Consider the following 22,560-nt stretch of genomic DNA (forward strand, 5'->3'; position numbering starts at 1 on the left):
CCAGTGCGATCACCCCGCCCTACGCGATGAGCGTGCTTAGATCGGAAGGCGAGAGTTCCTGATGCTTCACGGTTCAGCCCGATGCAGGCTGCTGTCGATCTTGCTCGTCATGACGACGACTGTCGCGGCCGTCGTGATCGCCCCGCCCACCATCGCGTCGGCGGACTCGTCACCCTCACTCGAACCCTTTGAAGTCGAACGGGTGCTGAGCTTCTCCGTGCCCGCGGGCGTGACGGTCGACTCTGCCGACGTCGCGCCCGACGATCACCATCTCGTGGTCGAGGTCATGATATCGGGCAACTCGCAGATCGCGACGACTGATCTCAATGGGGATAACTACCAATGCATTTCGTGTGGCGTGGCGACCAACGCCACGAAAATCAAGGCGATGGGTGACAGCAAGCGGGTCTGGTTTGCCAACACCTCGGGCCAGCAGGGTGGCGGGGCCGGACACATCGATTACCAGATTCTGGAATGCGCTCCCTCGATCTACGACTGTCAGACCAAGACGAGCAAGAAGGTTCAGTTCCCAGCCGGCGGCAGCCTGCTCAGCGGCCAGAACCGGGAAGCCAAGCCGGACTGGTACGGCGAGTACGTCACCTGGAATGAAGTGAACCCCATCGAGGGCACCCGGATGAGCATAGCGCGGCTCACCCTCAACGGTGACCGATACGTGCTCACCGACCAGCGCATCTTCAACCCGTCTTGGGTCAAGAAGACGGACTTCGCGGCCGATCTCGCCAACGCCGCTCAGTTCTACGAAGGAGCGAGTTGGCACAACGGTGGGCGGACACTGAAGTATCAGACCACCAGCACCGGACTGAACTACGACATCTGGCTACTCGACACGGCCACGGGTGATCGGCGTCCGTTGACCAGCGACTTGGACTACAACGAGGCCGGGGACATCGCGCCCGATGGCAAGACCACCTACTTCAGTTCGGCTCGCGGATTGAATCGGATGACGGTCTTCACCCAGCTGGTCCGCCCAGCATTGATCGATAGCGCCAGCTTCGGTCAGATCGGCCGGGTGAGTCTCTGGAACAACCGGCGCTGCATGAACGAACCCTGGCTGATGGATACGGCGATCGGTCAGCAAGAGGGCGGCTACTCCGGCCAACCGATCGTGATCGACCCGGCCTGGACCATCCGCGGCTGGAGCTGGTTCGACGATTCCACCCGGGCGCTGGTCAACGAGCAACCCGGACCGGGCGGCCCTGGAAAGCAAACGCGGATAAGCATTCTCAGGTTTCCCGCGCGCACACCGACCGTCCCCCAAACGCCGATACACCAAGATCCGGCGAAGATCGCGCAGTGGTCGGGTCCGGTCAAGGACTTCAACCCCTTGATGGGTCGTATTCGACCCGTCCGGCTGCTGAAGGGGAAGTACTCGGGGACCGCCTTGCTGTCGTATTTCGGTGCATACGCGTCGGGGCGGTTCTCGGTCTCGTACGCCAATTACTCCGACGACGGCGCGACGTTCTTGAACGGCGTGGAAACCATCCTCGTAGTCCTGGCTCCACTCACCGCAACCTGGAGTGCCAACCTGACAAGCTCCGGAGCGCGCAAGGGCTACCTGCGCGGACTGGTCGTCGTCGGGCCAGACAGCAACTACTTGGGCGGGGTGGAATCGGCCATCAACGGCGTCAAGCTCGCGGGTATACCCACTCAAAGCAACTGCCCGGCGCGATCACAACCGCCGCTGTCGATTTCGTTTCCCGCCGGGGAGGGCAGCGTCTTGGTCACAGCCACTATTCCCGAGGACTCGCAAGCTCGGCCAGTGCGCGGGGCGACGGTTTCTGTCGGCCCGGTCACCGTCACCACGAACAACGAGGGCACCGCGGTGATCCCACTCATCCCGGGAGCGACGGTATCTGCCTTCGCAGGTGGGTTTCAATCGGCGACACGTGTTGTCGGCGGCCCCTGACCACAGCGCCTAACGCAACAAGTAGTCAGACAGCGTTCCGAGCGCCTTGGCGGCGTAGCCCTTCCAAATCCGGGCGAATACCGGTAGGGCCGGGGCGGTCAGGGCCGATTTCGGATGCAGGGTCCACTGCCACGTCACCAAGGTTCCGGTGCCCTGCGGCCTGAACTGCCAGAGCCCTTCGATGTGGTCGATGAGCGGTGACATGGCGCCGCGCACATCGGTGAGGGTGTAACCGAAAGCGTCGGGCGCATCCACGCGGGTCAGCGTCTCCCGCATGCCGCCACCACCGACAAGTGCGATGGTGCGGGTCTGGCCCACCGCGGACCAGTCGCCCGTTTGGTCGTGGACGGCCTTGATCGGCGGGATGGGGCCATACCAATGGTTGAACAAGCTGGGCAACGGCATTGGCAGTGTTTTGGCGAACGCATCCGACACCGCCACGGGAATCGCGCGGGACTGCTCGACGACGACGGGATTGGCCATATCGGGAGATGATAGTCAGCGGGACAGCTGCGGCGCCGCCCGTCCGGTGACGAGCGGCAGGTCGAAGAAGCTGGCGATGCCCGGCTCGGCGGCGCAGGTCGCGGGGATGGTGTTGACGCAGTGCGCGGCGGTGGCCACCACGCCAGGGTTGCTCACCAACCCTTCCTCGACGCTTTCCGGCTGCCAGCCCTTGACTGTGACGAAGGTGTTCGGATTGCCCCGCACCTCCATCTCATAGCGCTCCCCTGCCGGGCCGAAAGACCATGCGGGATCCATGTTTTTCTCGCCCATCAGCCAGTTGACGGTGATGCGCACGACGATCGTGTTGGTCACCACGGCATCCCAGTGGAAACGCCGACCGGCGACCTGGCCGGGTTCGATCACCCCGATCGGCGAGTCGATGGGCGCGGTCGCCACCGCGATTTCCTGGGAGGTGCGGATCTTGGGCTCGGCCGCGAAACCCAGGCGGTCGACGATCAGCCGAACCGATTGGAAGAAGCCGCCGTTGAGCAACTTCTGCATGGGTCCGGTCAGCGCGCTCTCGGGTGTGCCGCCAAAACCCATGACGTGGCGCAGCACGTCGGGTGCACCGTAGGTGCGCAGGTCGGAGTACTCCTCGGCGCGAACGTAGGTCACGCCGGTGGACATCACCGACAGCAGCAGCGGGAACAGTTCGGTGGCCGCACCCGGTCCGATCCCGGCACCGTGCAGGGTGACGTTGCCCTCGCGGGCGGCGGCCTCCAGCGGGGCGGCTTCGGATTCACTCGGGTAGAACCAGCCCAGTGGGCTGACGACGTTCTTGCCCGAGCGCAGCAATGCGGTCACCTCGTCGAGGTTGGGCAGCAGCGGTGCGTAGATCACCGCGTCGGCGTCCAGGGCGAGGATGTCGTCGATACTGTTGGTGGCAGTCACGCCCAGCGGTTCGGTGCCGATGATGTCGCCGACGTCCTTGCCGGCCTTGTCCTTGGAATGCACCCAGCAGCCGGCCAGTTCGAGTTCGGGATGTTCGAGTACGCCTTTGATCGCCGCTACCCCGACCGAACCGGTTGCCCACTGCACGACCCGCAACGCCATTGCTGCTCCTCTGCGGAAAACTAGAACGTGTTACAGGCGTCTACACTAACGACATCTCCCATGCGGACGGAAGGATTAGCGCATGCCAAACAAGGTTTTCGTCGTCGGGGTCGGGATGACCAAGTTCGAGAAGCCGGGCCGTCGCGAAGGCTGGGACTACCCCCAGATGGCCAACGAGTCGGGCACCAAAGCGCTGGCCGACGCCGGTATCGACTACGCGCAAGTGCAGCAGGGCTACGTCGGCTACTGCTCGGGTGACTCCACGTCGGGGCAGCGCGCGCTCTACGAACTCGGCATGACGGGCATCCCGATCGTGAACGTCAACAACAACTGTTCGACCGGATCCACCGCGCTGTACCTGGCTGCGCAGGCCATCCGCGGCGGCCTTGCCGACTGCACGATCGCGCTGGGCTTCGAGAAGATGCAACCCGGCTCGCTCGGTGGCGGCGCCGAGGACCGGGAGTCTCCGCTGATGCGTCATATCGTCGCCCTCAACGAGACCGACACGATGACGTTTCCGGTGGCGCCGTGGATGTTCGGCGCAGCCGGTCGCGAGCACATGAAGAAGTACGGCACCACCGCCGAGCATTTCGCGAAGATCGGCTACAAGAACCACAAGCATTCGGTCAACAACCCGTACGCGCAGTTCCAGGAGGAGTACACCCTCGACGACATCCTGGGCGCGAAGATGATCTCCGACCCGCTGACCAAACTGCAGTGCTCGCCCACCTCTGACGGCTCGGGTGCGGCGATCGTGGCCAGCGAGGCATTCGTCGACAAGCACGGCCTTGCCGCGCAGGCGGTGGAGATCGTCGGGCAGGCGATGACCACCGACTTCGCGTCGACATTCGACGGCAGCGCGGCCAATATCATCGGCTACGACATGAATGTTCAGGCCGCACAACAGGTTTACGATCAGTCCGGGCTCGGCCCGGAGGACTTTCAGGTGATCGAGCTGCACGATTGCTTCTCAGCCAACGAACTGCTGCTGTACGAAGCCCTCGGCCTCTGCGGTCCCGGTGAGGCGCCCTCGCTGATCGACAAAGACGACACCACCTATGGCGGACGCTGGGTGGTCAACCCGTCGGGCGGCCTGATCTCCAAGGGCCATCCATTGGGCGCGACCGGCCTGGCCCAGTGCGCCGAGCTGACCTGGCAGTTGCGCGGCACCGCCGACAAGCGTCAGGTGGACAACGTCAGCGCAGCGCTGCAGCACAACATCGGGCTCGGCGGGGCGGCGGTCGTCACCGCCTACCAACGCGCGGAGCGGTAGCTACTCCAGGTGCGTGACCTCGTAGACGTCGTCGGCGTGTCGGGCGCGGATCGTCTTCTTGTCGTATTTGCCGACGCTCGTGCGGGGGATCTCGTCGATGAACGTCCATCGTTCCGGCAGCCACCAACGGACGACCTTGTCGGACAGGAATTTCCGTAGCTCCTCGGGCGAGGCCTCGGCACCCTCCTGCAGCACGACCGCGGCCAGCGGTCGTTCCTGCCAGCGCTCGTCGGGCACGCCGACGACCGCGGCCTCCCGCACCGCCGGGTGCGCGATCAAGTGGTTCTCCAGCTCTACCGACGAGATCCACTCACCACCGGATTTGATGACGTCCTTGGCGCGGTCGGTCAGGGTGATGTAGCCCTGTTCGTCGATGCGGCCCACATCCCCGGTACGCAACCAGCCGGAGGCGAACTTCGACTCATCGGTATTGCGGTAGTAGGAGCCGGTGATCCACGGACCGCGAACTTCCAGTTCGCCCACCGCATCCCCGTCGTTGGGCAGCACCGCGCCACCGTCGTCGACGATGCGGGCCTCGACCCCGCACATCGGCCGGCCCTGCGTGCCGCGGATCTCCCAGACCTTGTCCTCCGGGGTGTTCGGCGCCGGCCAGGCCAGGGTGGCCATCGGTGAGGTCTCGGTCATCCCCCACAGCTGGCGGATCTGCACGCCGTAGCGTTCTTCGAACGTCTTCATCAGCGACACCGGCACCGCCGACCCGCCGCACGCGACCAGCCGCAGCGACGAAATGTCATGGCCGGGATTGCGGTCCAGATGATTCATCACGTCGTTCCAGATCGTCGGCACCGCGCCGGCCACCGTCGGGCGCTGCGTCTCGATCAGATCCACCAGCGACTTGGCGTCCATGAAGCGGTCGGGCAAGACGATGTCGGCGCCGGCCATCAGCGCCGCGTACGGCAGCCCCCAGGCGTTGGCGTGGAACATCGGCACAATCGGAAACGCCTTGTCCGAGAAGCTCAGTCCCATACCGTTGCCGCTGCACACCGACATCGAGTGCAGGTAGCTCGACCGGTGGCCGTACACCACACCCTTCGGGTGGCCGGTGGTACCACTGGTGTAACACATTGCGGCGGCCGAATTTTCGTCGATATCAGGCCAGTCGAACTCGCACGATTCGGCGGCGGTTAGCTCGTCGTAGCGCACCACCCGCTTGCCCGACGCCTCCAGCGGCCCCAGATCTCCTGCGCCCACAGCGATCACGGTGTGCACCGTCTCCATCTTGGGGAGCACGGGTGCCAGGATCGGCGCCAGCGACAGGTCGGCGATCACCACCTGGTCCTCGGCCTCATAGGCGACGAACTCGATCTGCTCGGGGAAGAGCCGAATGTTCAGCGTGTGCAGCACCGCCCCCATCGACGGCACCGCAACATAGGCCTCCAGGTGTTCCTGGTTGTTCCACATGAAAGTGGCGACGCGGTCGTCGCCGTCCACACCGAGGCGGCGCAATGCGTTGGCCAGTCGGCCGGCCTGCTGGCCCAGCTCGCGGTAGGTGGCGTGCCGGTAACCCCCATCACCGGTGGCGGTGGTCACCGTCCGGTCGCCGTGAACGGTGACGGCGTAGCGCAGGATCGCGGCGACCGTCAGAGGAAAGTACTGCATGGTGCACTGCATGGCCCGAATCTATCGGACGGGCAGCGTGACGGGTCCCGTTCAGCTCGTTGAGTGAACGGTGACGCCGCGATTGCGGCGTTTCTTGGAGCGTCAGCACTCAATGAACGGCTCAGCAAGCGCAGGTACTGTTGCGCGCCATGGTGTTGAAGTCGACCGCGTTGTTCGTCGCCGCGGCGCTGCTGGAGATCGGCGGCGCCTGGCTGGTGTGGCAAGGGGTGCGCGAACACCGCGGCTGGATCTGGGCCGGTTTTGGCGTAATTGCTTTGGGCGCTTACGGTTTCGTGGCTACGCTACAGCCCGATGCGCATTTCGGCCGGATCTTGGCGGCCTACGGTGGCGTGTTCGTGGCGGGCTCCTTGCTCTGGGGAATGGCCGCCGACGGGTTTCGTCCCGACCGCTGGGATGTGGCGGGCTCGCTGATCTGCCTTTTGGGCGTGGCGCTGATCATGTACGCCCCGCGCGGACGCTGAACGCATACGGGCCCGGCCGGAGTCACCGACCGGGCCCGCATGGGTCTGCTACTGGTGCGACTCTTGTCGCTTCTCTTGGGCCTTGGCCTCGCCGCGTGCCTTGTCGGCCTCGGCTTCCTTGGCCGCGGCGTCACGCTGAGCGTCGGCCTTGTCCTGCTGGGCCTTTCCCTCTTCGGTGAGGTCGTCCCGTCCCGTGACGGTGCCGACAGCCTCCTTGGCCTTGCCCTTGACGTCCTCGACGACGCCCTTGATGCCTTCTTCGGGTCCGCTGTTGCCCACGAGTCCTCCTCGATGCCTGTGAATGTTGTGCAGGATGAGGCGCATGAGCACCGGATTCATCCTGCCGAGGTACGGGCAATCCATCGCGACGGCCCCTCGTTGACCGTTCGCGTCACCCGCCCAGGCCTTCGGGTTCCCGACCCCGCGAGAGCTAAACAACCGCAGGCAGAATGCAATTCGCTCGGCAATACCAGGTCGTGTTCTCTGCCAGCGAAATGGCCACCCGGTAGCGGAACGTTTCCGACGGCGGCGACGATGTAGATGGAGAATCATTGGGGGCGGAAACGAGGAGGCGCGGTATGCGTACCGCATCAGCACTAGCGGCGATGGCGGCAGTCGGTGGCATCATCGCCGGGCCGGCCGCCCCGGCCTGGGCCGATGACTCGGCCCAGAGCACGATCAGCCAGTTGCAGCAGCAGGGCTACACCGTCAACATCGACCGCATCGGAACCGGGCCGATGTCCAAGTGCGTGGTCACCAACGTGCGCAACCCCCAGACCCTCACCCAATGGGTGCCCTACACCGGTCCGGGGCGCAACGGAGACCGCACGATCCTGGTGCCGGTCGTGACGAGCCAGACGATCTCAGTGTCACTGGACTGCAGCGCCCACTAGTCCAAATCGACGCGGATGGTGAGCAGGTTGTCACCCATCGCGCGCACCGCCGCACTGTTCATCCGCGGAAGTTCGGCCAGCCTGGCCCGCGCGTCATCGTCGGGTAGCAGGGTGGCCGTTCCGCTGTGCCAGCGTCCGCGAACGCGAACCCGCACCCGCGGATTCGCCGCGATGTTGCGGACGTACTGCGATCGATCACCGAACTCCGATACCAGCCAGAACTCACTGCCCGTCAGCCGGCCACCGATCGGGGTACGTCGCGGTTGTCCGGATTTTCGGCCCGTCGTCTCCAACAGGGTCTGAATCGGAACCATCCGCATCACCGGGTTGGCGATGTGGCGCTGAACGAGATTGACGACGCGCTGCCGGGGAGTCACGGTCGCGGCAGGGGTTCAGGACGCCGCGGCGGCCAACTGCGGCTGCTGGGCCGCGGGGTCCAGGCGCAGCGCGGTGATCGCGCCGGTGTAGTCGGCCGCATACAGGCGGTTGCGCACCGGGTCGGCGGCCAGGCAGGACAGCTGCGGGCCGATGACGACGCTGTCGACGATCTCCGAAGTGGCGGTGCACAGCACGGCCACCTCGTTGCGGTCGACGATGTAGGCGCAGGCGCCGTCGCGGCTGAGGACCAGCTGCGTGGGCACACCGCCCATCGCGATCGTGTCGGTGACCCGGGCACCCGCGACGTCGATGACGTGGATGGCGCCGCGGAACTCGGCATCGCAGCCGGTGCCGAACACGGTGCGGCCGTTGGGCATCACCGCGATGTCACCGATGGATCCAGCGATCGCCACCATGTTGCGGACCGCGCGGTCCTTGGTGTCGACGATCGCGAGCAGGCCACCGGCGGGGGTGGTCAGCGCAGCGAACAGGCGCGAACCGTCGGCGCTGATGCACAGCGCCTCGACGGAAGCGCCCGGAGCGGCCGGGATCTCGACGGCCGCGACCGAGCCGGTCTCGATGTCGACGACCGCGATGTCGACCGTGTCGTTGGCGGTACGCGCGACGTAAAGGACGTCGGCGGCCGGGCTCACCGCCATGCCACCGGCAGTCATCTCAAAGGTCTTGGCCGCCAGCGGCATCCCGGTACGGGTGTCGACAGCCACGACGGCGTCGACGTCATTGGACGCCGCGCTGACATACGCGCGATCGGCGACGACAACAGCGGCGTAGGGCTCGGACAGGCCGTCGATGGTGGTGGTCACCGTCAAGGTCGCAGCGTCGATGACGCAGACAACGTCGGCGCCGTAGTGTGCGGTGACCAGGTAGCGGCCATCGGGGCTGACGGCCATGTCACTGACCGGCCCGTGCCCCGCGGCGAGCGTCCTGGCGATGGTGACGACCGGCGCGGCGATCGGCTCGGTCAGCGGCTCCAGCTCGGCGCCCCGCAGCAGCTGCGGCAGCAGATCACCGATCGGGGCGCGCCCGATCGCCGGCAGCGACGACAGCCACAGCGAGTGCGCAGCGGCGGCCCGCTCGGCGACCGCAACACCGGTGTGCTGCGCCCCTTCCGTAACTCCCGTTGCGTTTGCCATGATCTCGTACCTCCGCCGACCGGATGCGGCCGGACATTGTCTTTGGTCGTTGTTGCGTTACCTGGCGGTAACTGCCTTCGACGAGTGTAGCGAGTGAATTCGGGGAGAATTCGCGGCTTTTCACAACCTAATTCCCATGCACCCCGCGGGTCTCAGCAAGGCCTAAGGCGCGCATCGTTATCAATTCGTTGCAAAGCCGGGGAATGCCGCCAAAAATACACGTTGACATGTGATTTCGCATTTGTTCAAGATCACGAATCACGCGCTTCAATGTCTGACCGGCTTAGATTTTCTCAGCCCGGCGGGGCCGAAAGAGGCCGAAATCACAATGCCTCAGTCGCGTCTAAATTATTAAGGAAAATCCTTAAGTTATTGACACTGTCGACACCCGCACTCGACCAGGTAGCCGAATACTCGATCTTGATCCCCGTCAAGTTCGCTGATCCGCGTAGTTAGCGAGTGAGTCTCAGCAATTCGCTAGTGGTTCAGGTCACACCATCTGCTCGACGACCTCGCGACTGCGGGCCGGATCGCTGCCGAGCACATAGGCCGGTTCGGTGTGAGCGACCGTCGTGCCGTTGGCGACCCGCTGCTGGGCTTGTCTGAACTCCGGCAGCGGGCCCATCGCCACCCACGCCGTGTTGAGTGCGGCCCACGTGGCGGCGCGGCGGGCGGCCCACTCGATCGGGTGCGGCCGACGATAAGCGATCATGTCGGCCGCCCAGTCCGGCATGCTGTCGCGGATCGCCCAGTCGAAGAATTTCGCCTCCTGAGGGACGTCGGGATTCTCCATCAGGTTGGGACCGGTGAACTGGGCGGCGCCGTGGGTCAGGGCCAGCTTGGGCAGATACGAGCGTAGGCAGTCCAACGTCTCGCCCTTCGTCGCCGGCAGGTCCGTGCCCCCCAGAGCATGGCCGACGCGGACGAACTCGCCGTAGTAGCGGTCGATGTCGCGCAGCGGACTCGGGTGGTAGAGCTCGTGGGCGGTCGCGATACCCCAGACCACGGTGGCATAGTTCCAGCGCAGCCACTCCGGGTCGTCGGCGTCGTAGGGCAGTCCGTCGGGACGGACGCCCTTGATGGTGTGGTGCATTGCCCGCACGGTCTGGGCAACGCGTTCTGCGGTTTCAGTGGACCCGTATGCAGTCCCGATGAAGAACGCCACCGAGTGCGCAAGCCGGATACCGGACCCTTTGAGGTCCAGCTTGCCGGTGGGATTGCCATCCTCGTCGTGCTGTACCACCCGAGAATGGTCCGATCCCATCCAGAAGATGCTGGGGTCGAAGCGCTCGATGAAGGCGGCGCACTGCAGGCCGAAGATCAGCATCGGGGTGTGCGAATGCACGTGCCACACCGCGCTGCCCGGACCGAACCAGCCCGGGTCGCCCTCTGGTCCGGCGAACTCCAGGCCGCGGAAGAACTGGCTGCGGATGTTCTTGTCGAAGTCGGATCTCACCTTGTTCTCGAGAAGTTGGTGCGGCAGCAGCAGTTTCATCTCGGCTGGCTCCTTCCCCGGAAGCACGACACTTTGGTTACGCCTGTAACCAAAGTAGCATGGGGCGGGCCGTCGGCCGGTATATCCTCAGCGAATGCCGAGTGCCACCCGGTGGGCCGGAGTGTCGCCCGCCGATCGCCAGGCCGAGCGGCGGACGCTGCTGGTGCGCGCCGCCTTCGGTTTGTTCGGCGATGGCGGTGAAGCCGCGGTCTCGGTGCGGTCGGTGTGCCGCGCGGCCGAGCTCAACACGCGGTACTTCTACGAGAGCTTCACCGACACCGACGCACTGCTGGGTGCGGTCTACGACGAGGTGGCAGCCGAACTCGGCGGCATCCTGACCGCGGTGATGGCCAGCGCTCGTGACGAACGTGCCCGACTGCGCGCCGGTATCCGCGCGGTGCTCGACTTCAGCTCGGCCGACCCACGCCGCGGCAAGATCCTGTTCACCGAGGCCCGCACCAACCCGGTCCTGGCTGCGCGTCGCACCATCGCCCAGGACCACGTGCGTGAACTCGTCCTCGACGAACAGCGCCGCGCCGCGCCCCAATCCGACCGGGTGGCAACCGAAGTCGGCGCCGCGATGTACGCAGGCGCGATGGCCGAGCTGGCCCAGCAGTGGCTGGCGGGCACCCTCGGCGACGATGTCGACGCCGTTGTGGCGCATGCCGTTCGGCTATTGCTCCCGAAGTGAGGCCAACCGCTCGTTGGACGGCGCGACCCACACCGCGGCCACCCCGGCGACGATGTTGAGACCGAGCAGCGTCAAGATCGGACCGACCACCGCCGCGTTCTGCGCGACCGCGCCCAGCGCGGCGCCCAACAGCGAGGACTCGACGGCGATCACCAATGACCCGAAGCCCAGCAGGGTGGCCCGGTGCTGTTCGGCGGCGAAGGCGCCGACCCAGGCCAGCCCGGCGCTGAAGATGGCCTGGTAGGCCATCGTCGCGAGGATGAAGACGATGCCGTAGATCCAGATGTGGTTCAGGTCGTCGCGGTACTCCATCGCCACGCACACCGCGGCGGCGGCGCTACCCAGCAGAGCAGAGTTGATCAGCATGCCGCGCACCCCCAGCGTGCGGCTGACGAAGCGCCAGAACAACGAGCCGGCCACCATGCCGATGCTCGACGAGATCACCAGCACGTGCAGGCTGCCCGCGGAGTCACTGTGGTTCACCGACGCGTGGATGCTGTAGAACGACGTGCCCAGGCTGACCGGAACGAACAGCAGCTGGATGACGACGTAGCGGCGGAACCACGACTGCGATTTCGCGGCGCGGACGCCGTCGCTGTACGTCTCCCGGAACGTCACCCGGCTGGTCGCCGAGGCCTGCACCGGCCCGATGAAGACGGCGGCGATCGCAGCGGCCAACAGGCCCGACGAGCCCAGCCAGAGCAGGTCGAGGTGACTGTGCGCCGGGTCCCGCTGCGCCAGGAACGGGAGCAGCACCAAGGTGGTGCCGATGGCGAGAATAGCCCCGATCGCCCCCTGGGTGAGCACCAGGTCGCTGCGACGGTGGTCGTCGAGCTTGCTCGAAACAACCTCGGAGAAAGCAACTTTGGAGATGCCACCGACCACGCCAGTGGCCAGTGAGACGGCCAGGAAAATCCCTGCGATGAACAATTTGGTCCATGCCGAGAAGGCGCTGATCACCACGAGGGCAGCCATCATCAGCGTGGTGGTGGCGATCACCAGGTGTTTGAGATGTCGGGCACGGGCGAGCACGTACGGCGACAGTGAGTTTCCACCGACGATGCCGATGCAGTAGGCCGGATAGAGCAATCCGGCCGCCCAGTAGTACCCCTCCTGGGCGCAGATGAACGGCAGAACCACCGACACGTTGGCCAACTGAGTGCCGGTGGTGTACAGCGTGCCCTGGGTGAGCAACGCGCGGTAGGCGACCTCCACCACGGGGATATTGCCGACTGGAGGCACACCTAGCAATAGTCTGATCACCGACCTGATCGAGGAGCAGGAGCCGATGAACCCAGACGACGATCCCGAGAAGCGCATCCGGGACCTCGAGCGTCCACTGACCGAGCAGGCGCGCGAACTGGGGACCACTGGCACCCCGGGCGGCTGGCCGCCCCCGCCGCCAGCGGGGTACTACGGTCCGCCGATGCCGCCGCCGTCCGTCCCGTCGCCCTCGTCTGGCATGCGGGTGGGCTGGATTGTGCTGGCGCTGCTGGTCGTTGGGCTGATCATCGGTGGCGGCGCGATCGTGGCGACCTCGCTGTTCGCCGTCAACCGTGCGGGCACTCCGACCATCTCCGGCGGCGGCGGCACGTTCACCACGCCCACCCGGCCCAGCCGCACCACCAGGACCCCGACTCCGACAGCGCCGTCCAGTTCGGCGGCCACGGTGGAGACCCCGGCGCCCGGCGGCAACGTCAGCGTGTCCGGCGTCAGCGAGAACAAGAGGATCGCCTGCGACGACACCGTTGTCACCATCAGCGGGGTGGACAACACCGTGGTGACCACCGGCCACTGCAAGCTCGTTCAGGTGTCCGGCATGAACAACATTGTGACCATCGATGCCACCGACACCATCGACGTCTCCGGGATCGACAACAAGGTCACGTATCGCGGCGGCTCGCCGAAGATCAGCAAGTCCGGCTTCGACAACACCGTCCAAAAGGAGTGAGGATCACCGGCGCGGGACGAACCGGGTCAGCTTGCCGGTGGCCTGGCGACGCGGGAGCTGTTCGACGACGGTGACCGTGATCTGCGGGTACCGCAGGACATGTCGAAAAGCGCTGGCCGGCACCGTGATCGCGCCGTAGGAGAAGTCGTCGTCACGGCGGCCGGTGACATCGGCGACCCGCAGGAACGCACTGCCGCACGGGCATTCCCCTGACAGCAGGGTGACCTCGTCTCCGAGGTCGTGCAGACCTTCACCGTGGCTGCAGCCGACCGCGTGGAAGGGCGAACGCTCGCGGTGCCGTTCGATCTGTGCGCGTGACCATTCCAGACGGCCGAGGTGGTCCTCGAGCGCCGCCGAAACCGCCGTCAGGTGTGCGGCGCGCAGACGCTCATAGGCGGAACGGGGGTCCGGCACAGCCGGGTGCTATTTCGCGCATACGTCGGGGGCGTCGCCACGAAGCGGCGCATCGACGGGAAGCGTGTAGGTCAGCACCACCTGCGCTTCCGATGCCGACGGGTTGTCCACCCGGTGCGGCACACCCGCCGGGATGAACACCGCCTGGCCGGCACTGTAGGTCACCGGGCCGCACGCACTGGCGGTCTGCAGTGCCACCGTCCCTGCGGTGATCACCGACAACTCGCTGCCAGGGTGGGTGTGCCAGCCGCTGGAGGCGCCGGGCTGCAGGACGAGGCTCTGAACGATCAGCGTCGTGGGGCCGTCGGTGGTGATCGAAACCGGGGTCTCGGTGGTGCCCTTGGCGAGATCGGTGCGCGCGGCATCACCATCGGGAGGGGTCGCCCCGGCCGGCGCTGCCGGCAGCACCGCGCACACCGCGACAGCGATGCCCGCGACGGTCGATGCTCGAACGGTCATGGAACTCCTTGTCGTAGATGGTGGTCCCCAGCCTGACCGACGTCGGGCCGCGGCGCCACGGAATTGCGGTTCCCCGAGCAGGCGGCAAGCCATGGCATTAGCGTGAACCCCACGCCCACAATCCGAAAACAGGAGGGGAACGCATGCCGACGAGATGGTTACGGCGAATGTCTCGACGAGGGACCGGCCGGGCAGGCGCCGCAGTGGTCTTGGCAGCACTCGTGACCGTGTTCGCGGCCGGATTGCTCTCCCCCGCCCGCGCCGTTGCCGACGGCGAGAACTATCTGATCGCCACCGACACCACCTTCGCTCCCTTCGAATTCCAGGACAAGCAAGGCAATTTCGTCGGCATCGACATGGATCTCATCCGTGCGATCGCCGAGGATCAGAAGTTCACCGTCGACATCAAACCGCTCGGCTTCGACGCCGCACTGCAGGCCGTGCAGGCCAATCAGGTCGACGGCGTGATCGCCGGCATGTCGATCACCGACAAGCGCAAGCAGGTCTTCGACTTCTCCGAACCGTACTTCGAGTCCGGCATTCAGATGGCGGTGCTGAAGACCAACAACGACATCAAGTCCTATGAGGACTTGCGCGGCAAGAAGGTCGCGGTCAAGAACGGCACCCAGGGCGCGACGTTCGCCAACTCCATCAAGGACAAGTACGGCTTCCAGGTTGTCTCGTTCGCGGATTCGTCTTCGATGTTCGACGAGGTCAAGACCGGTAACTCGCAGGCAGCCTTCGAGGATTACCCCGTACTGCTCTACAACATCGCGCAGGGCAGCGGGTTCAAGACCGTGGGACCCAAGGAGGACCCCACCGGTTACGGCTTCGCGGTGAACAAGGGCCGCAATGCCGAGTTGCTCCAGAAATTCAACGCCGGCCTGGACAACCTCAAGAAGTCCGGCCGCTACGACGAGATCGTCAACACCTACCTCGGCGAGAAAGCCAGCACCGACGACACCTCGTACCTCGGCCTGATCAAGAGCACGTACCCACTGCTGCTCGAGGGCCTGAAGATGACCGTCTTCCTGACGGTCGTCTCGATCTTCTTCGCACTGATTCTCGGCATCATCTTCGGCCTGTTCCGGGTGTCACGCTCGATCGTGCTGCGGGGCATCGGCACGACGTTCGTCGACATCTTCCGCGGCACCCCGCTGCTGGTTCAGGCCTTCTTCATCTACTTCGGCATCCCGACTGCCCTCGATTTCCAGATGTCGGCGCTGACGGCAGGCGTCATCACACTGTCACTCAACGCCGGCGCCTACATGACCGAAATCGTCCGCGGCGGCATCCAGTCGGTCGACAAGGGGCAGATGGAGGCCGCTCGCAGCCTCGGCATCGGCTACCTGCCGACGATGCGGAAAGTGATTCTGCCGCAGGCGATCCGGACGATGATTCCGTCGTACATCAACCAGTTCGTGATCACCTTGAAGGACACCTCGATCCTGTCGGTGATCGGTATCGCCGAGCTGACTCAGACCGGGCGGATCATCATCGCGGGCAACTACAAGTCGTTCGAGATGTGGCTGATCATCGGGATCATCTACTTCATCGTCATCATGGCGCTGACCAAACTCTCCGACCGCATCGAGAAAAGGATCGTGAAATGAACCTCGTTCCCGATTCCGCCGCGGCGGAACCCGAAGGCACGGTGATGATTCACATCGAGGGACTCAAGAAGGCGTTCGGCGAACTGGTTGTCCTCGACGGCATCACCACTGATATCAAGCAGGGTGAGGTGGTGTGTGTCATCGGTCCGTCGGGATCCGGGAAGTCGACATTCCTGCGGTGCCTGAACAAGCTCGAGGACATCACCGCGGGCAAGGTGGTCGTCGACACGTTCGACCTCACCGACCGGAAGGTGAATCTGGACAAGGTGCGTCAGCACATCGGCATGGTGTTCCAGCATTTCAACCTTTTCCCGCACATGACTGTGCTGCAGAACGTCACGCTGGCGCCGCTCACGACCAAGAAGATGGACAAGGCCGCCGCCGAGAAGAAGGCGATGGAACTCCTCGGTCAGGTCGGACTGGCCGAGAAGGCCCATGTGAAGCCGTCCACCCTCTCGGGCGGCCAGAAGCAGCGCGTCGCGATCGCCCGGGCACTGGCGATGGATCCGTCGATCATGTTGTTCGACGAGGCCACCAGTGCACTGGACCCCGAGATGGTCGGTGACGTGCTGCAGGTGCTACGCGACCTGGCCGAGGGTGGCATGACGATGGTGGTGGTCACCCACGAGATGGGCTTCGCCAGGGAGGTGTCGTCACGGGTGATCTTCATGGCCGACGGCAACATCGTCGAGGACGACTCCCCCGACGAGGTGTTCGGCAACCCCAAAAGCCAGCGGCTGCAGGACTTTCTGTCGAAGGTGCTCTAAACCGGCCGCGCGCCGTGGCCCAAAGTCAAAACGTGGGCCGGTGACACCGGCATGCGTTCGGGTAGCCGCACGTGCAGCATCGAATCACTCACCCGCCAGTCGACCGGTTCGCCGAGAGCAGGCATCCGCACCTCGGTCACGTCGGTGGCATCGATCCCCCGGATGCCGAACGCCGGTGCCGACACATCCAGCAGCACAGCGTTGACGGCACCATCGCGCTGGGTGAACCGGATCGCCCCGCCCTCGGTGGTGGTCGTTTCGGCGATGTGCCACGGCCGGGTGCCGAATATGGCATCGCCGTTGTGCCGCAACCATTGCCCCAATCCGCGCAGCGGCACCAACTGTTCGTCGGGGAAGCGGCCGTACTGGTCGGGGCCGATGCCCACCAACAGATTGCCGTTCTTGGCCACGATATCGACGAAGGAGCGCACCAGCTCGGTGGCGGTCACGATGTCTTCTGCTCGCTCATTGCGGTTGGCGCCGAACGAATGTCCCACCCCGCGGGTGGACTCCCACTTCTTGTCCTGAATGCTGTCGAACTGCGCGTATTCCGGGGTTCGGATGTCGTAGTGATGGCTGGCCGGGAACGTCAGCGATTTGCGATCCTCCGGGATCAGTGGCCAAAAGCGTTGTAGCAGAGACCCACCCAACCGGGCCAGCGAGTCGGTGACGGTGCCGCGGTGCACGGGTGGCTGGATCCACCGGTCGTTGATCACGCCGTCGGGTACGGCGTTGTAGTACTCGGCGAACAACTCGGCCAGATCGCCGCCGGCGGGCCAGCAGATGTCATTCCACAGCACCGACGGCTGATAGCGCGCTATCAGCTCGCTGATGTGGGCGGCAGCGTAATGCCGGTAATCGGGCGTGTGGGGCACGGCCAGGAAACTGTCGGCAGGGTTCTCCAGGAGTGCGTCGTTGTAAGGCCAGTCATAGCCGCCCGAGTAGTACAAGCCCATCCGCATCCCCGCGTCGAGGACGGCCTTGCGCAGGTCACCGACGATGTCCCGGCTGGCGTGGTAGCGGCCCTTGCGGGGATGCTCCAGCGCCGTGGGCCACAGGCAGAAGCCGTCGTGGTGTTTGGTGGTGAGGACGACATAGCCCGCACCGGCGTCGCGGCATACGTCTGCGATGGCTGCCATGTCTGCGCCGGCAGTGCCCTCGTCGAAGGGCGCGACGAAGTCGTCGTAGGTGGCTTCGGGTCCGTAAGTGTCGCGCTGGTGATGCCAGGTGGGGCTGCCTGTCAGCCGGCTGCTGTTGAGGTACCACTCCGCATAGGGGTTGTCCCGCAACATGTCTGCGGGGCCCTTGGTCTTCAGCAGCTGCTGGATGTCGGCTACCTGCGGGGCCCAGCCGGGCACCGAATACAGCCCCCAGTGCAGGACGATCCCGAGCTTGGCGTCGTCGTACCAGTCCGGAAGCGGATGCGTTCCCACCGATTCCCAGGTTGGGGCGTACATGCGCGCAGGGTACGCGTAGGTTGGCTCCGATGAAGGCGTTCGCCGGCACGGTTCCCCCCTATCCGGATGATTCCTGGCGAGCCCGTGGTTTTTGATGTCGCAAGTACCACCTAGGAAGGGAATCGGCATGAACGTTCTGTATGTCGCAGAGGCGCTGGCCACCGGCGACGGCCGCGATGGCCACGGGCGCACCTCCGACGGCAAGCTCGACCTCGATCTGAGCATCCAGAAGGAGCTGGGCGGTTCGGGTGTCGGGACCAATCCCGAACAATTGTTCGCCATCGGCTATGCGGCGTGCTATCACTCCGCGCTGCGGCTGGTCGCCCGTCAGGAGAAGGCCGACGTCACCGATTCGGCTGTGGGAGCCAAGGTTTCACTGGGCAGCAATGATGCCGGCGGTTTCGTCCTGGCGGTCGAGCTCGAGGTGGTACTGCCCAACGTCGACCATGAGACCGCCGTCGCGCTGGCCGAGAAGGCGCATCAGGTGTGTCCCTACTCCAATGCGACGCGGGGCAATATCGACGTCAAGCTGACCGTCACCGACGACTGAGGATCAGGCGGGCCGACGTGACGTCGGCTTGCCCTTCTTCTCCTCGTACATCAGCTCGTCGGCGCGCGAGAGCAGTTCGTCAATGGTGTCGGCGTCGGCGGGCGCCACGGGGACCATCCCGATACTGGCCGACAAGACGTACGTCCGGTCGCTGTCCTCGTTGAAGCGGTCAAAGGCGTCGAGTAGCCGGTTCCGCAGGGCCGTCTGGTCGCAGTCGGGTTCGACGATCAGGACGCAGAACTCGTCGCCGCCGATGCGAGCGATGACATCGGACTCACGCACGGTGCCGCGCAACAGCTCGCCGACATCGGCGAGCAAAGCATCGCCCACCTCGTGCCCTTGCGTATCGTTGACCAGCTTCAGGCCGTCGACATCGAGGAACACCAGCAGACACGAACCGCCCTGCCTGCGAGACGCGTGCAGCGCCGCCTCCGACCGCAGATAGAAACCTCGCCGATTGTTCAGCCCGGTCAGCTCGTCGGTGATCGAAAGTTTGTGGATCTCGTCGTTGGCCTGCTCCAGCTCGGCGGTCCTGTCCCGCACCCGCTGTTCGAGTTCCGAGTAGAGCTGCACGTTCTCCATGGCGATAGAGGTGGAGTCGGCCAGCGCCTGGAGCAGGAAGACTTCCTTCTCGGTCGCCTCCCGCTCGAAGGCCCAGTAGTTGCCGATCGCGCCGATCGGGTCGACCTTGCGGATCGGGACCATGACCATGCTCTTGACGAATGTGGGGCGGTACGCCTCGTGCGGGACGCGCTCGTCGACGTAGATGTCCGGAATCACCACCGATTCGCGGTGGCGCATCGCCCACCCGCTGACACAGTTCTCCAACGGGAAGCGGCTGCCCTTCCACAACGGTGCGATCGCGTACTCGTCGGCGTAGTAGCAGAACCCATCGTCTTTGAGCACGAACGAGGCCCCGTCACACCCGGTCAGCTCGCGTGCCGCGGTTCGCACGATGACCTGGATCTCCGGGAGGCTGCGCGCCAGCGACAGTTCCTGGACGGCTTGCAGGAGCCGCTCCATCCGCCGCGTGTAGTCGGTTTCGCCCGGTGTTTCGACTGTCATGTGCACCCCCCGACCCCACCGCTGGATGCAACTCATGTCGCTTCTTGACGGCAAGCCCTGGCAAAGTATAAGCCGACTTCTGCCGACCGAGCGGATGGCGCTGCTAGGAAAAATGCGTCCTCGGCCGGCCCACCGCAAGGCCGTCGACCGTGATGTCGAGCTTCTCGTTGTAGAAGGCGACCAGGTTGGCGATCGGCGCGACCGCGGCCAGCGGAGTGTTGTAAGTCCAGGCCAGATCGTTGTGCAGCCTCTCGCCGGCCCGCACCGACCAGTACTGCGACGTCATGCCTTTGTACGGACACAGTGTCTGGGTGTCCGAGGGCTCGAGATTCTCGAACGCGACATCGGTGCGGTCGATGTAATACCTCGTCGGCAAGCCGGTTTCGAACAGCAGAACCGGACTTGCGGTCTCCGCCAGCAACACGCCGTCGAGCTCGATCCGGACGTGCCGATGCGAGCGCAGCGCATCAACCCGGACGTAGGGGTTGCGGGGATGCCCGTAGATCGGCTCGTCCTCCTCGAACCAGGTCAGCGCCGCCCAGTCGAAGCGCACCAACCCGGCGACCGGACCGTCGCCGTCGTCGAACACCCGGGCCGCCGACGGATACGACTGTGCTCCGTCCGTCAGGGCGAACCTCCGCGACGCGCCGAACTGCACGTGCTGCGGATGGTTCTCGTCGCGCAAGAACTCCGCCCGGACGTCGATGCGAGGGATGTAGTACTGCGGGTAGTACGGGACCTCCCACACATAGCGCGCCGAGGTGGTGTCAAAGACCAGCTGGCTGCCGAGGTAGCCGCGAACCCGCCGGGGCGACGGTTCGATGCGTCCACGGGCCGCGGCGCCCTGTGGGTAGTCGATTGCAGGCTGCTCGGCTGCTGTGCTCACGCTGGACTCCCTTGCCGTCGATCACGTCACCTTCCATGATGGCCGAATGACTAGACCGAGCGCGGATGCCATACGCGCGGAGACGATCACCATCACCGGGCATGGCGGCGACGAGATCGAGGCCTACCGGGCCGGGCCACTGGCCGACGGCTCCCGGGGCGGGATCGTCTGGATCCACCACATGCCGGGTTATGACCGGGAGACCAAGGAATTCGTCCGCCGGCTCGCCGTGAGCGGCTATCACGTCGTCTGCCCCAACCTCTACTCGCGCGAGGCGCCCGGCGCCGATCCCGACGACGCCGCCGCCGCGGCACGTGCTGCCGGCGGCGTGCCGGACGAACGACTGGTCGGCGATGTCGCCGGCGCGGTGGTGCATCTGGGCGGTCTGCCGGGCGCCAACGGGAAATACGGCGTCATCGGGCACTGCTCCGGCGGGCGGCATGCGTTTCTGGCGGCGTGCTCACTGCCGTTCGATGCCGTGGTGAATTGCTATGGGGCGTTCATCGTCGAGGATCCGCCTGAAGGGATGCCCAAAGCGATGAAACCGATTCTGGAGCTGGCACCGACGCTGAGCGCGCCGATGCTCGGATTGTTCGGGGCCGAGGACAGGTTCCCGACGCCGGCCGCGGTGGCCGCCCTAGACGCCGAACTGACCCGGCTGGGCAAGCCGCACGACTTCCACAGCTACGACGGTGCCGGCCATTCGTTCTTCTCGGTCGACCGGCCCGCCTATCGGGTCGATGCCGCCCTCGACGGCTGGCGACACATCGACGCGTTCTTCGCGACTCACCTGAAGGGCTAGCGCCATATGTGCACCTATCTCACCGAACGCATCGCCATCGAGGGCAGCGGCAAGGGCGCCACCGGATGGTTCGGCGCCGACCGGGCCACGGTGTATGTCGATCACGCCGTGCATGCCCCCTTCACGCACACCGCCAACATCGATGTGCTTAAACCCGCACTCGGGCCGTCAGCCCGCGTGGCGCTCGAACTCACCGAGGAGAGCGCGCTGGCACTTGCCGACGCGATCCACCGGGCGATCGGGCACGCGCCCGTCGGGCTGGCTTCGCGGAACCAGTAGGGGTTGTCCAGCGACGCCGGGCAGGTCCCCCTCCGTTGCGGATTCTGCCCGGCGCCGAGTCGAGGAGTCGCTGACAGCGACTACTTCTTCTCCGCATCCTCAGACGACCCCAGCGCTCGGTCGGCGCTGCGAATGAGGTTGCGGTTGAACTGATATTGCGCGGTGACAAGCGTGTCCGCCAGCTCGATCGCGGCGTCGACAAGCTTCGTGCGCAGCGGCTGCAGCGCCTCGGGCACGGCTTCGTTCACCGTCTGCCGGAAAATCCGCAGAGCCTCGGCCGCAGCATTCTGGCCCACCTTGGCCGATTCGTGTACCTCGTCGAGGAGCTCGCTGGAAGGGGACGGTTCAGTCTCGGTGACATCAGTCATCTCAGGTCATCTTTCGGTGTCGATGGTTACCGTCATCGACGACGCTAATCCGAACAGCCACCCGAGCCATATGGACGAAGGTCCCCAGGGATGCGGCAGAAGGTCGTCGGTCTCAGTGCAGGCAATCCACCGACACGAACACGGTCGTCACCACGTCGGGGTTGATGGGCTCTCCCCCGTCCTCGGTTCCGCGCAAGCCGTTGATGCTCGTGACGGTGCACCGCGACAACCCGTTGGGCACCGCCCCGTTGACCTGGACGGTGAAGCCGCGTGCCTGAAGCGTCGAGATGACGACGTCGGCCTGGCCACCTTCCAGCGGGACTGCGGATGCGACGGCGGCCGAGCTGACGGCGGCCGCCGCGATGATCGCGGCTCCGCCGGTGGTGATGATGAGTGTTTTCATGGCCAGAGCATCGCGTTGTTCCACCACCCGGTGCTTGGAGGTTCTGTGGAGATTCGGTGGAGTTCCGGCCGGGCGA

General features: G+C 65.3%; 26 protein-coding genes. 11 read left to right on the forward strand and 15 right to left on the reverse strand.

Going from position 1 to position 22,560, the window contains the following annotated elements; all coding sequences use genetic code 11:
* Positions 1-109: 109 nt before the first annotated feature.
* Positions 110-1,927, forward strand: a complete 1,818-nt coding sequence (locus HPC46_RS11525) for a carboxypeptidase-like regulatory domain-containing protein (RefSeq protein WP_179469876.1) — start codon at positions 110-112, stop codon at positions 1,925-1,927.
* A gap of 9 nt (positions 1,928-1,936) precedes the next feature.
* Here the strand turns inward: HPC46_RS11525 and HPC46_RS11530 are convergent, their stop codons facing one another.
* Together HPC46_RS11530 and HPC46_RS11535 are read right to left on the reverse strand one after the other, a co-directional pair.
* Positions 1,937-2,410, reverse strand: a complete 474-nt coding sequence (locus HPC46_RS11530; protein ID WP_179469878.1) for an SRPBCC family protein — start codon at positions 2,408-2,410, stop codon at positions 1,937-1,939.
* A gap of 15 nt (positions 2,411-2,425) precedes the next feature.
* Positions 2,426-3,484: an NAD(P)H-dependent amine dehydrogenase family protein gene (locus tag HPC46_RS11535; protein ID WP_179469880.1), complete on the reverse strand. Its 1,059-nt coding sequence runs from the start codon at positions 3,482-3,484 to the stop codon at positions 2,426-2,428.
* Between the two features lie 82 nt (positions 3,485-3,566).
* On the opposite strand from HPC46_RS11535, the gene HPC46_RS11540 reads away from it, so the two are divergent.
* Positions 3,567-4,757, forward strand: a complete 1,191-nt coding sequence (locus tag HPC46_RS11540) for a lipid-transfer protein (protein ID WP_179469882.1) — start codon at positions 3,567-3,569, stop codon at positions 4,755-4,757.
* Here the strand turns inward: HPC46_RS11540 and HPC46_RS11545 are convergent, their stop codons facing one another.
* Positions 4,758-6,389, reverse strand: a complete 1,632-nt coding sequence (locus HPC46_RS11545) for a long-chain fatty acid--CoA ligase (RefSeq protein WP_179469884.1) — start codon at positions 6,387-6,389, stop codon at positions 4,758-4,760.
* Between the two features lie 137 nt (positions 6,390-6,526).
* Here HPC46_RS11545 and HPC46_RS11550 point away from each other — a divergent pair, with 137 nt between their 5' ends.
* A complete protein-coding gene (locus tag HPC46_RS11550) occupies positions 6,527-6,859 on the forward strand; it encodes a YnfA family protein (RefSeq protein WP_179469886.1) in 333 nt (110 codons plus the stop codon).
* Between the two features lie 48 nt (positions 6,860-6,907).
* Here the strand turns inward: HPC46_RS11550 and mbp1 are convergent, their stop codons facing one another.
* Positions 6,908-7,138, reverse strand: a complete 231-nt coding sequence (mbp1, locus tag HPC46_RS11555; protein WP_325096632.1) for a microaggregate-binding protein 1 — start codon at positions 7,136-7,138, stop codon at positions 6,908-6,910.
* A gap of 299 nt (positions 7,139-7,437) precedes the next feature.
* On the opposite strand from mbp1, the gene HPC46_RS11560 reads away from it, so the two are divergent.
* Positions 7,438-7,752 carry a hypothetical protein gene (locus HPC46_RS11560; protein WP_179469888.1) on the forward strand — a complete coding sequence of 105 codons (315 nt, stop codon included), beginning with the start codon at positions 7,438-7,440 and terminating at the stop codon, positions 7,750-7,752.
* Here HPC46_RS11560 and HPC46_RS11565 read toward each other — a convergent pair.
* The 3 genes from HPC46_RS11565 to HPC46_RS11575 all read right to left on the reverse strand — a co-directional run bounded on the left by HPC46_RS11565 (position 7,749) and on the right by HPC46_RS11575 (position 10,773).
* Positions 7,749-8,072 carry a nitroreductase/quinone reductase family protein gene (locus HPC46_RS11565; protein ID WP_218894043.1) on the reverse strand — a complete coding sequence of 108 codons (324 nt, stop codon included), beginning with the start codon at positions 8,070-8,072 and terminating at the stop codon, positions 7,749-7,751. The genes HPC46_RS11560 and HPC46_RS11565 overlap by 4 nt on opposite strands.
* Before the next feature lie 72 nt (positions 8,073-8,144).
* Positions 8,145-9,284, reverse strand: a complete 1,140-nt coding sequence (locus tag HPC46_RS11570) for a YncE family protein (RefSeq protein ID WP_179469891.1) — start codon at positions 9,282-9,284, stop codon at positions 8,145-8,147.
* 490 nt (positions 9,285-9,774) lie between these two features.
* Positions 9,775-10,773: an oxygenase MpaB family protein gene (locus tag HPC46_RS11575; protein WP_179470084.1), complete on the reverse strand. Its 999-nt coding sequence runs from the start codon at positions 10,771-10,773 to the stop codon at positions 9,775-9,777.
* A gap of 100 nt (positions 10,774-10,873) precedes the next feature.
* Between HPC46_RS11575 and HPC46_RS11580 the strand changes: the two genes are divergently transcribed.
* Positions 10,874-11,470: a TetR/AcrR family transcriptional regulator gene (locus tag HPC46_RS11580; RefSeq protein WP_179469893.1), complete on the forward strand. Its 597-nt coding sequence runs from the start codon at positions 10,874-10,876 to the stop codon at positions 11,468-11,470.
* Here HPC46_RS11580 and HPC46_RS11585 read toward each other — a convergent pair.
* Positions 11,453-12,712, reverse strand: a complete 1,260-nt coding sequence (locus HPC46_RS11585; RefSeq protein ID WP_179469895.1) for an MFS transporter — start codon at positions 12,710-12,712, stop codon at positions 11,453-11,455. The two genes, HPC46_RS11580 and HPC46_RS11585, sit on opposite strands and share 18 nt — an antisense overlap.
* A gap of 46 nt (positions 12,713-12,758) precedes the next feature.
* Between HPC46_RS11585 and HPC46_RS11590 the strand changes: the two genes are divergently transcribed.
* Complete coding sequence (locus HPC46_RS11590) at positions 12,759-13,421, forward strand: DUF3060 domain-containing protein (protein ID WP_179469897.1); 663 nt, start codon at positions 12,759-12,761, stop codon at positions 13,419-13,421.
* 3 nt (positions 13,422-13,424) lie between these two features.
* Here HPC46_RS11590 and HPC46_RS35945 read toward each other — a convergent pair whose 3' ends face one another.
* Both HPC46_RS35945 and HPC46_RS11600 read right to left on the reverse strand, forming a co-directional pair.
* The gene (locus HPC46_RS35945) at positions 13,425-13,835 is read right to left on the reverse strand and encodes a hypothetical protein (RefSeq protein ID WP_218894035.1); all 411 of its coding nucleotides are present in this window, start codon (positions 13,833-13,835) and stop codon (positions 13,425-13,427) included.
* 9 nt (positions 13,836-13,844) lie between these two features.
* Positions 13,845-14,294 carry a cupin domain-containing protein gene (locus HPC46_RS11600; RefSeq protein WP_179469899.1) on the reverse strand — a complete coding sequence of 150 codons (450 nt, stop codon included), beginning with the start codon at positions 14,292-14,294 and terminating at the stop codon, positions 13,845-13,847.
* A 167-nt stretch (positions 14,295-14,461) separates the two neighbouring features.
* Here HPC46_RS11600 and HPC46_RS11605 point away from each other — a divergent pair, with 167 nt between their 5' ends.
* Positions 14,462-15,907: an amino acid ABC transporter substrate-binding protein/permease gene (locus HPC46_RS11605; protein WP_233716380.1), complete on the forward strand. Its 1,446-nt coding sequence runs from the start codon at positions 14,462-14,464 to the stop codon at positions 15,905-15,907.
* Entirely contained in the window at positions 15,904-16,674 is a 771-nt protein-coding gene (locus HPC46_RS11610; RefSeq protein ID WP_325096633.1) for an amino acid ABC transporter ATP-binding protein, read from the forward strand. Before HPC46_RS11605 ends, HPC46_RS11610 begins: the two co-directional genes overlap by 4 nt.
* Here HPC46_RS11610 and HPC46_RS11615 read toward each other — a convergent pair.
* Positions 16,671-18,131: an alpha-L-fucosidase gene (locus tag HPC46_RS11615; RefSeq protein WP_179469903.1), complete on the reverse strand. Its 1,461-nt coding sequence runs from the start codon at positions 18,129-18,131 to the stop codon at positions 16,671-16,673. The genes HPC46_RS11610 and HPC46_RS11615 overlap by 4 nt on opposite strands.
* Positions 18,132-18,258: 127 nt before the next feature.
* Between HPC46_RS11615 and HPC46_RS11620 the strand changes: the two genes are divergently transcribed.
* A complete protein-coding gene (locus HPC46_RS11620; protein ID WP_005143990.1) occupies positions 18,259-18,681 on the forward strand; it encodes an organic hydroperoxide resistance protein in 423 nt (140 codons plus the stop codon).
* A 3-nt stretch (positions 18,682-18,684) separates the two neighbouring features.
* Here HPC46_RS11620 and HPC46_RS11625 read toward each other — a convergent pair whose 3' ends face one another.
* Together HPC46_RS11625 and HPC46_RS11630 are read right to left on the reverse strand one after the other, a co-directional pair.
* Positions 18,685-19,746, reverse strand: a complete 1,062-nt coding sequence (locus HPC46_RS11625; protein WP_179469905.1) for a sensor domain-containing diguanylate cyclase — start codon at positions 19,744-19,746, stop codon at positions 18,685-18,687.
* A gap of 103 nt (positions 19,747-19,849) precedes the next feature.
* On the reverse strand, positions 19,850-20,632 hold the full coding sequence (locus HPC46_RS11630; RefSeq protein WP_179469907.1) for a DUF427 domain-containing protein: 783 nt from the start codon (positions 20,630-20,632) through the stop codon (positions 19,850-19,852).
* A gap of 46 nt (positions 20,633-20,678) precedes the next feature.
* On the opposite strand from HPC46_RS11630, the gene HPC46_RS11635 reads away from it, so the two are divergent.
* Positions 20,679-21,434 (forward strand): dienelactone hydrolase family protein, encoded by a 756-nt coding sequence (locus HPC46_RS11635; protein WP_179469909.1) that lies wholly within the window; start codon positions 20,679-20,681, stop codon positions 21,432-21,434.
* Positions 21,435-21,440: 6 nt separating this feature from the next.
* Positions 21,441-21,713 carry a DUF6295 family protein gene (locus HPC46_RS11640; RefSeq protein ID WP_179469911.1) on the forward strand — a complete coding sequence of 91 codons (273 nt, stop codon included), beginning with the start codon at positions 21,441-21,443 and terminating at the stop codon, positions 21,711-21,713.
* An 80-nt stretch (positions 21,714-21,793) separates the two neighbouring features.
* Here the strand turns inward: HPC46_RS11640 and HPC46_RS11645 are convergent, their stop codons facing one another.
* Complete coding sequence (locus tag HPC46_RS11645) at positions 21,794-22,081, reverse strand: hypothetical protein (protein ID WP_179469913.1); 288 nt, start codon at positions 22,079-22,081, stop codon at positions 21,794-21,796.
* A 112-nt stretch (positions 22,082-22,193) separates the two neighbouring features.
* Entirely contained in the window at positions 22,194-22,484 is a 291-nt protein-coding gene (locus tag HPC46_RS11650) for a hypothetical protein (RefSeq protein ID WP_179469915.1), read from the reverse strand.
* Positions 22,485-22,560: the final 76 nt, after the last annotated feature.

This window comes from Mycolicibacterium vinylchloridicum, assembly GCF_013404075.1.
Lineage (GTDB): Bacteria > Actinomycetota > Actinomycetes > Mycobacteriales > Mycobacteriaceae > Mycobacterium > Mycobacterium vinylchloridicum.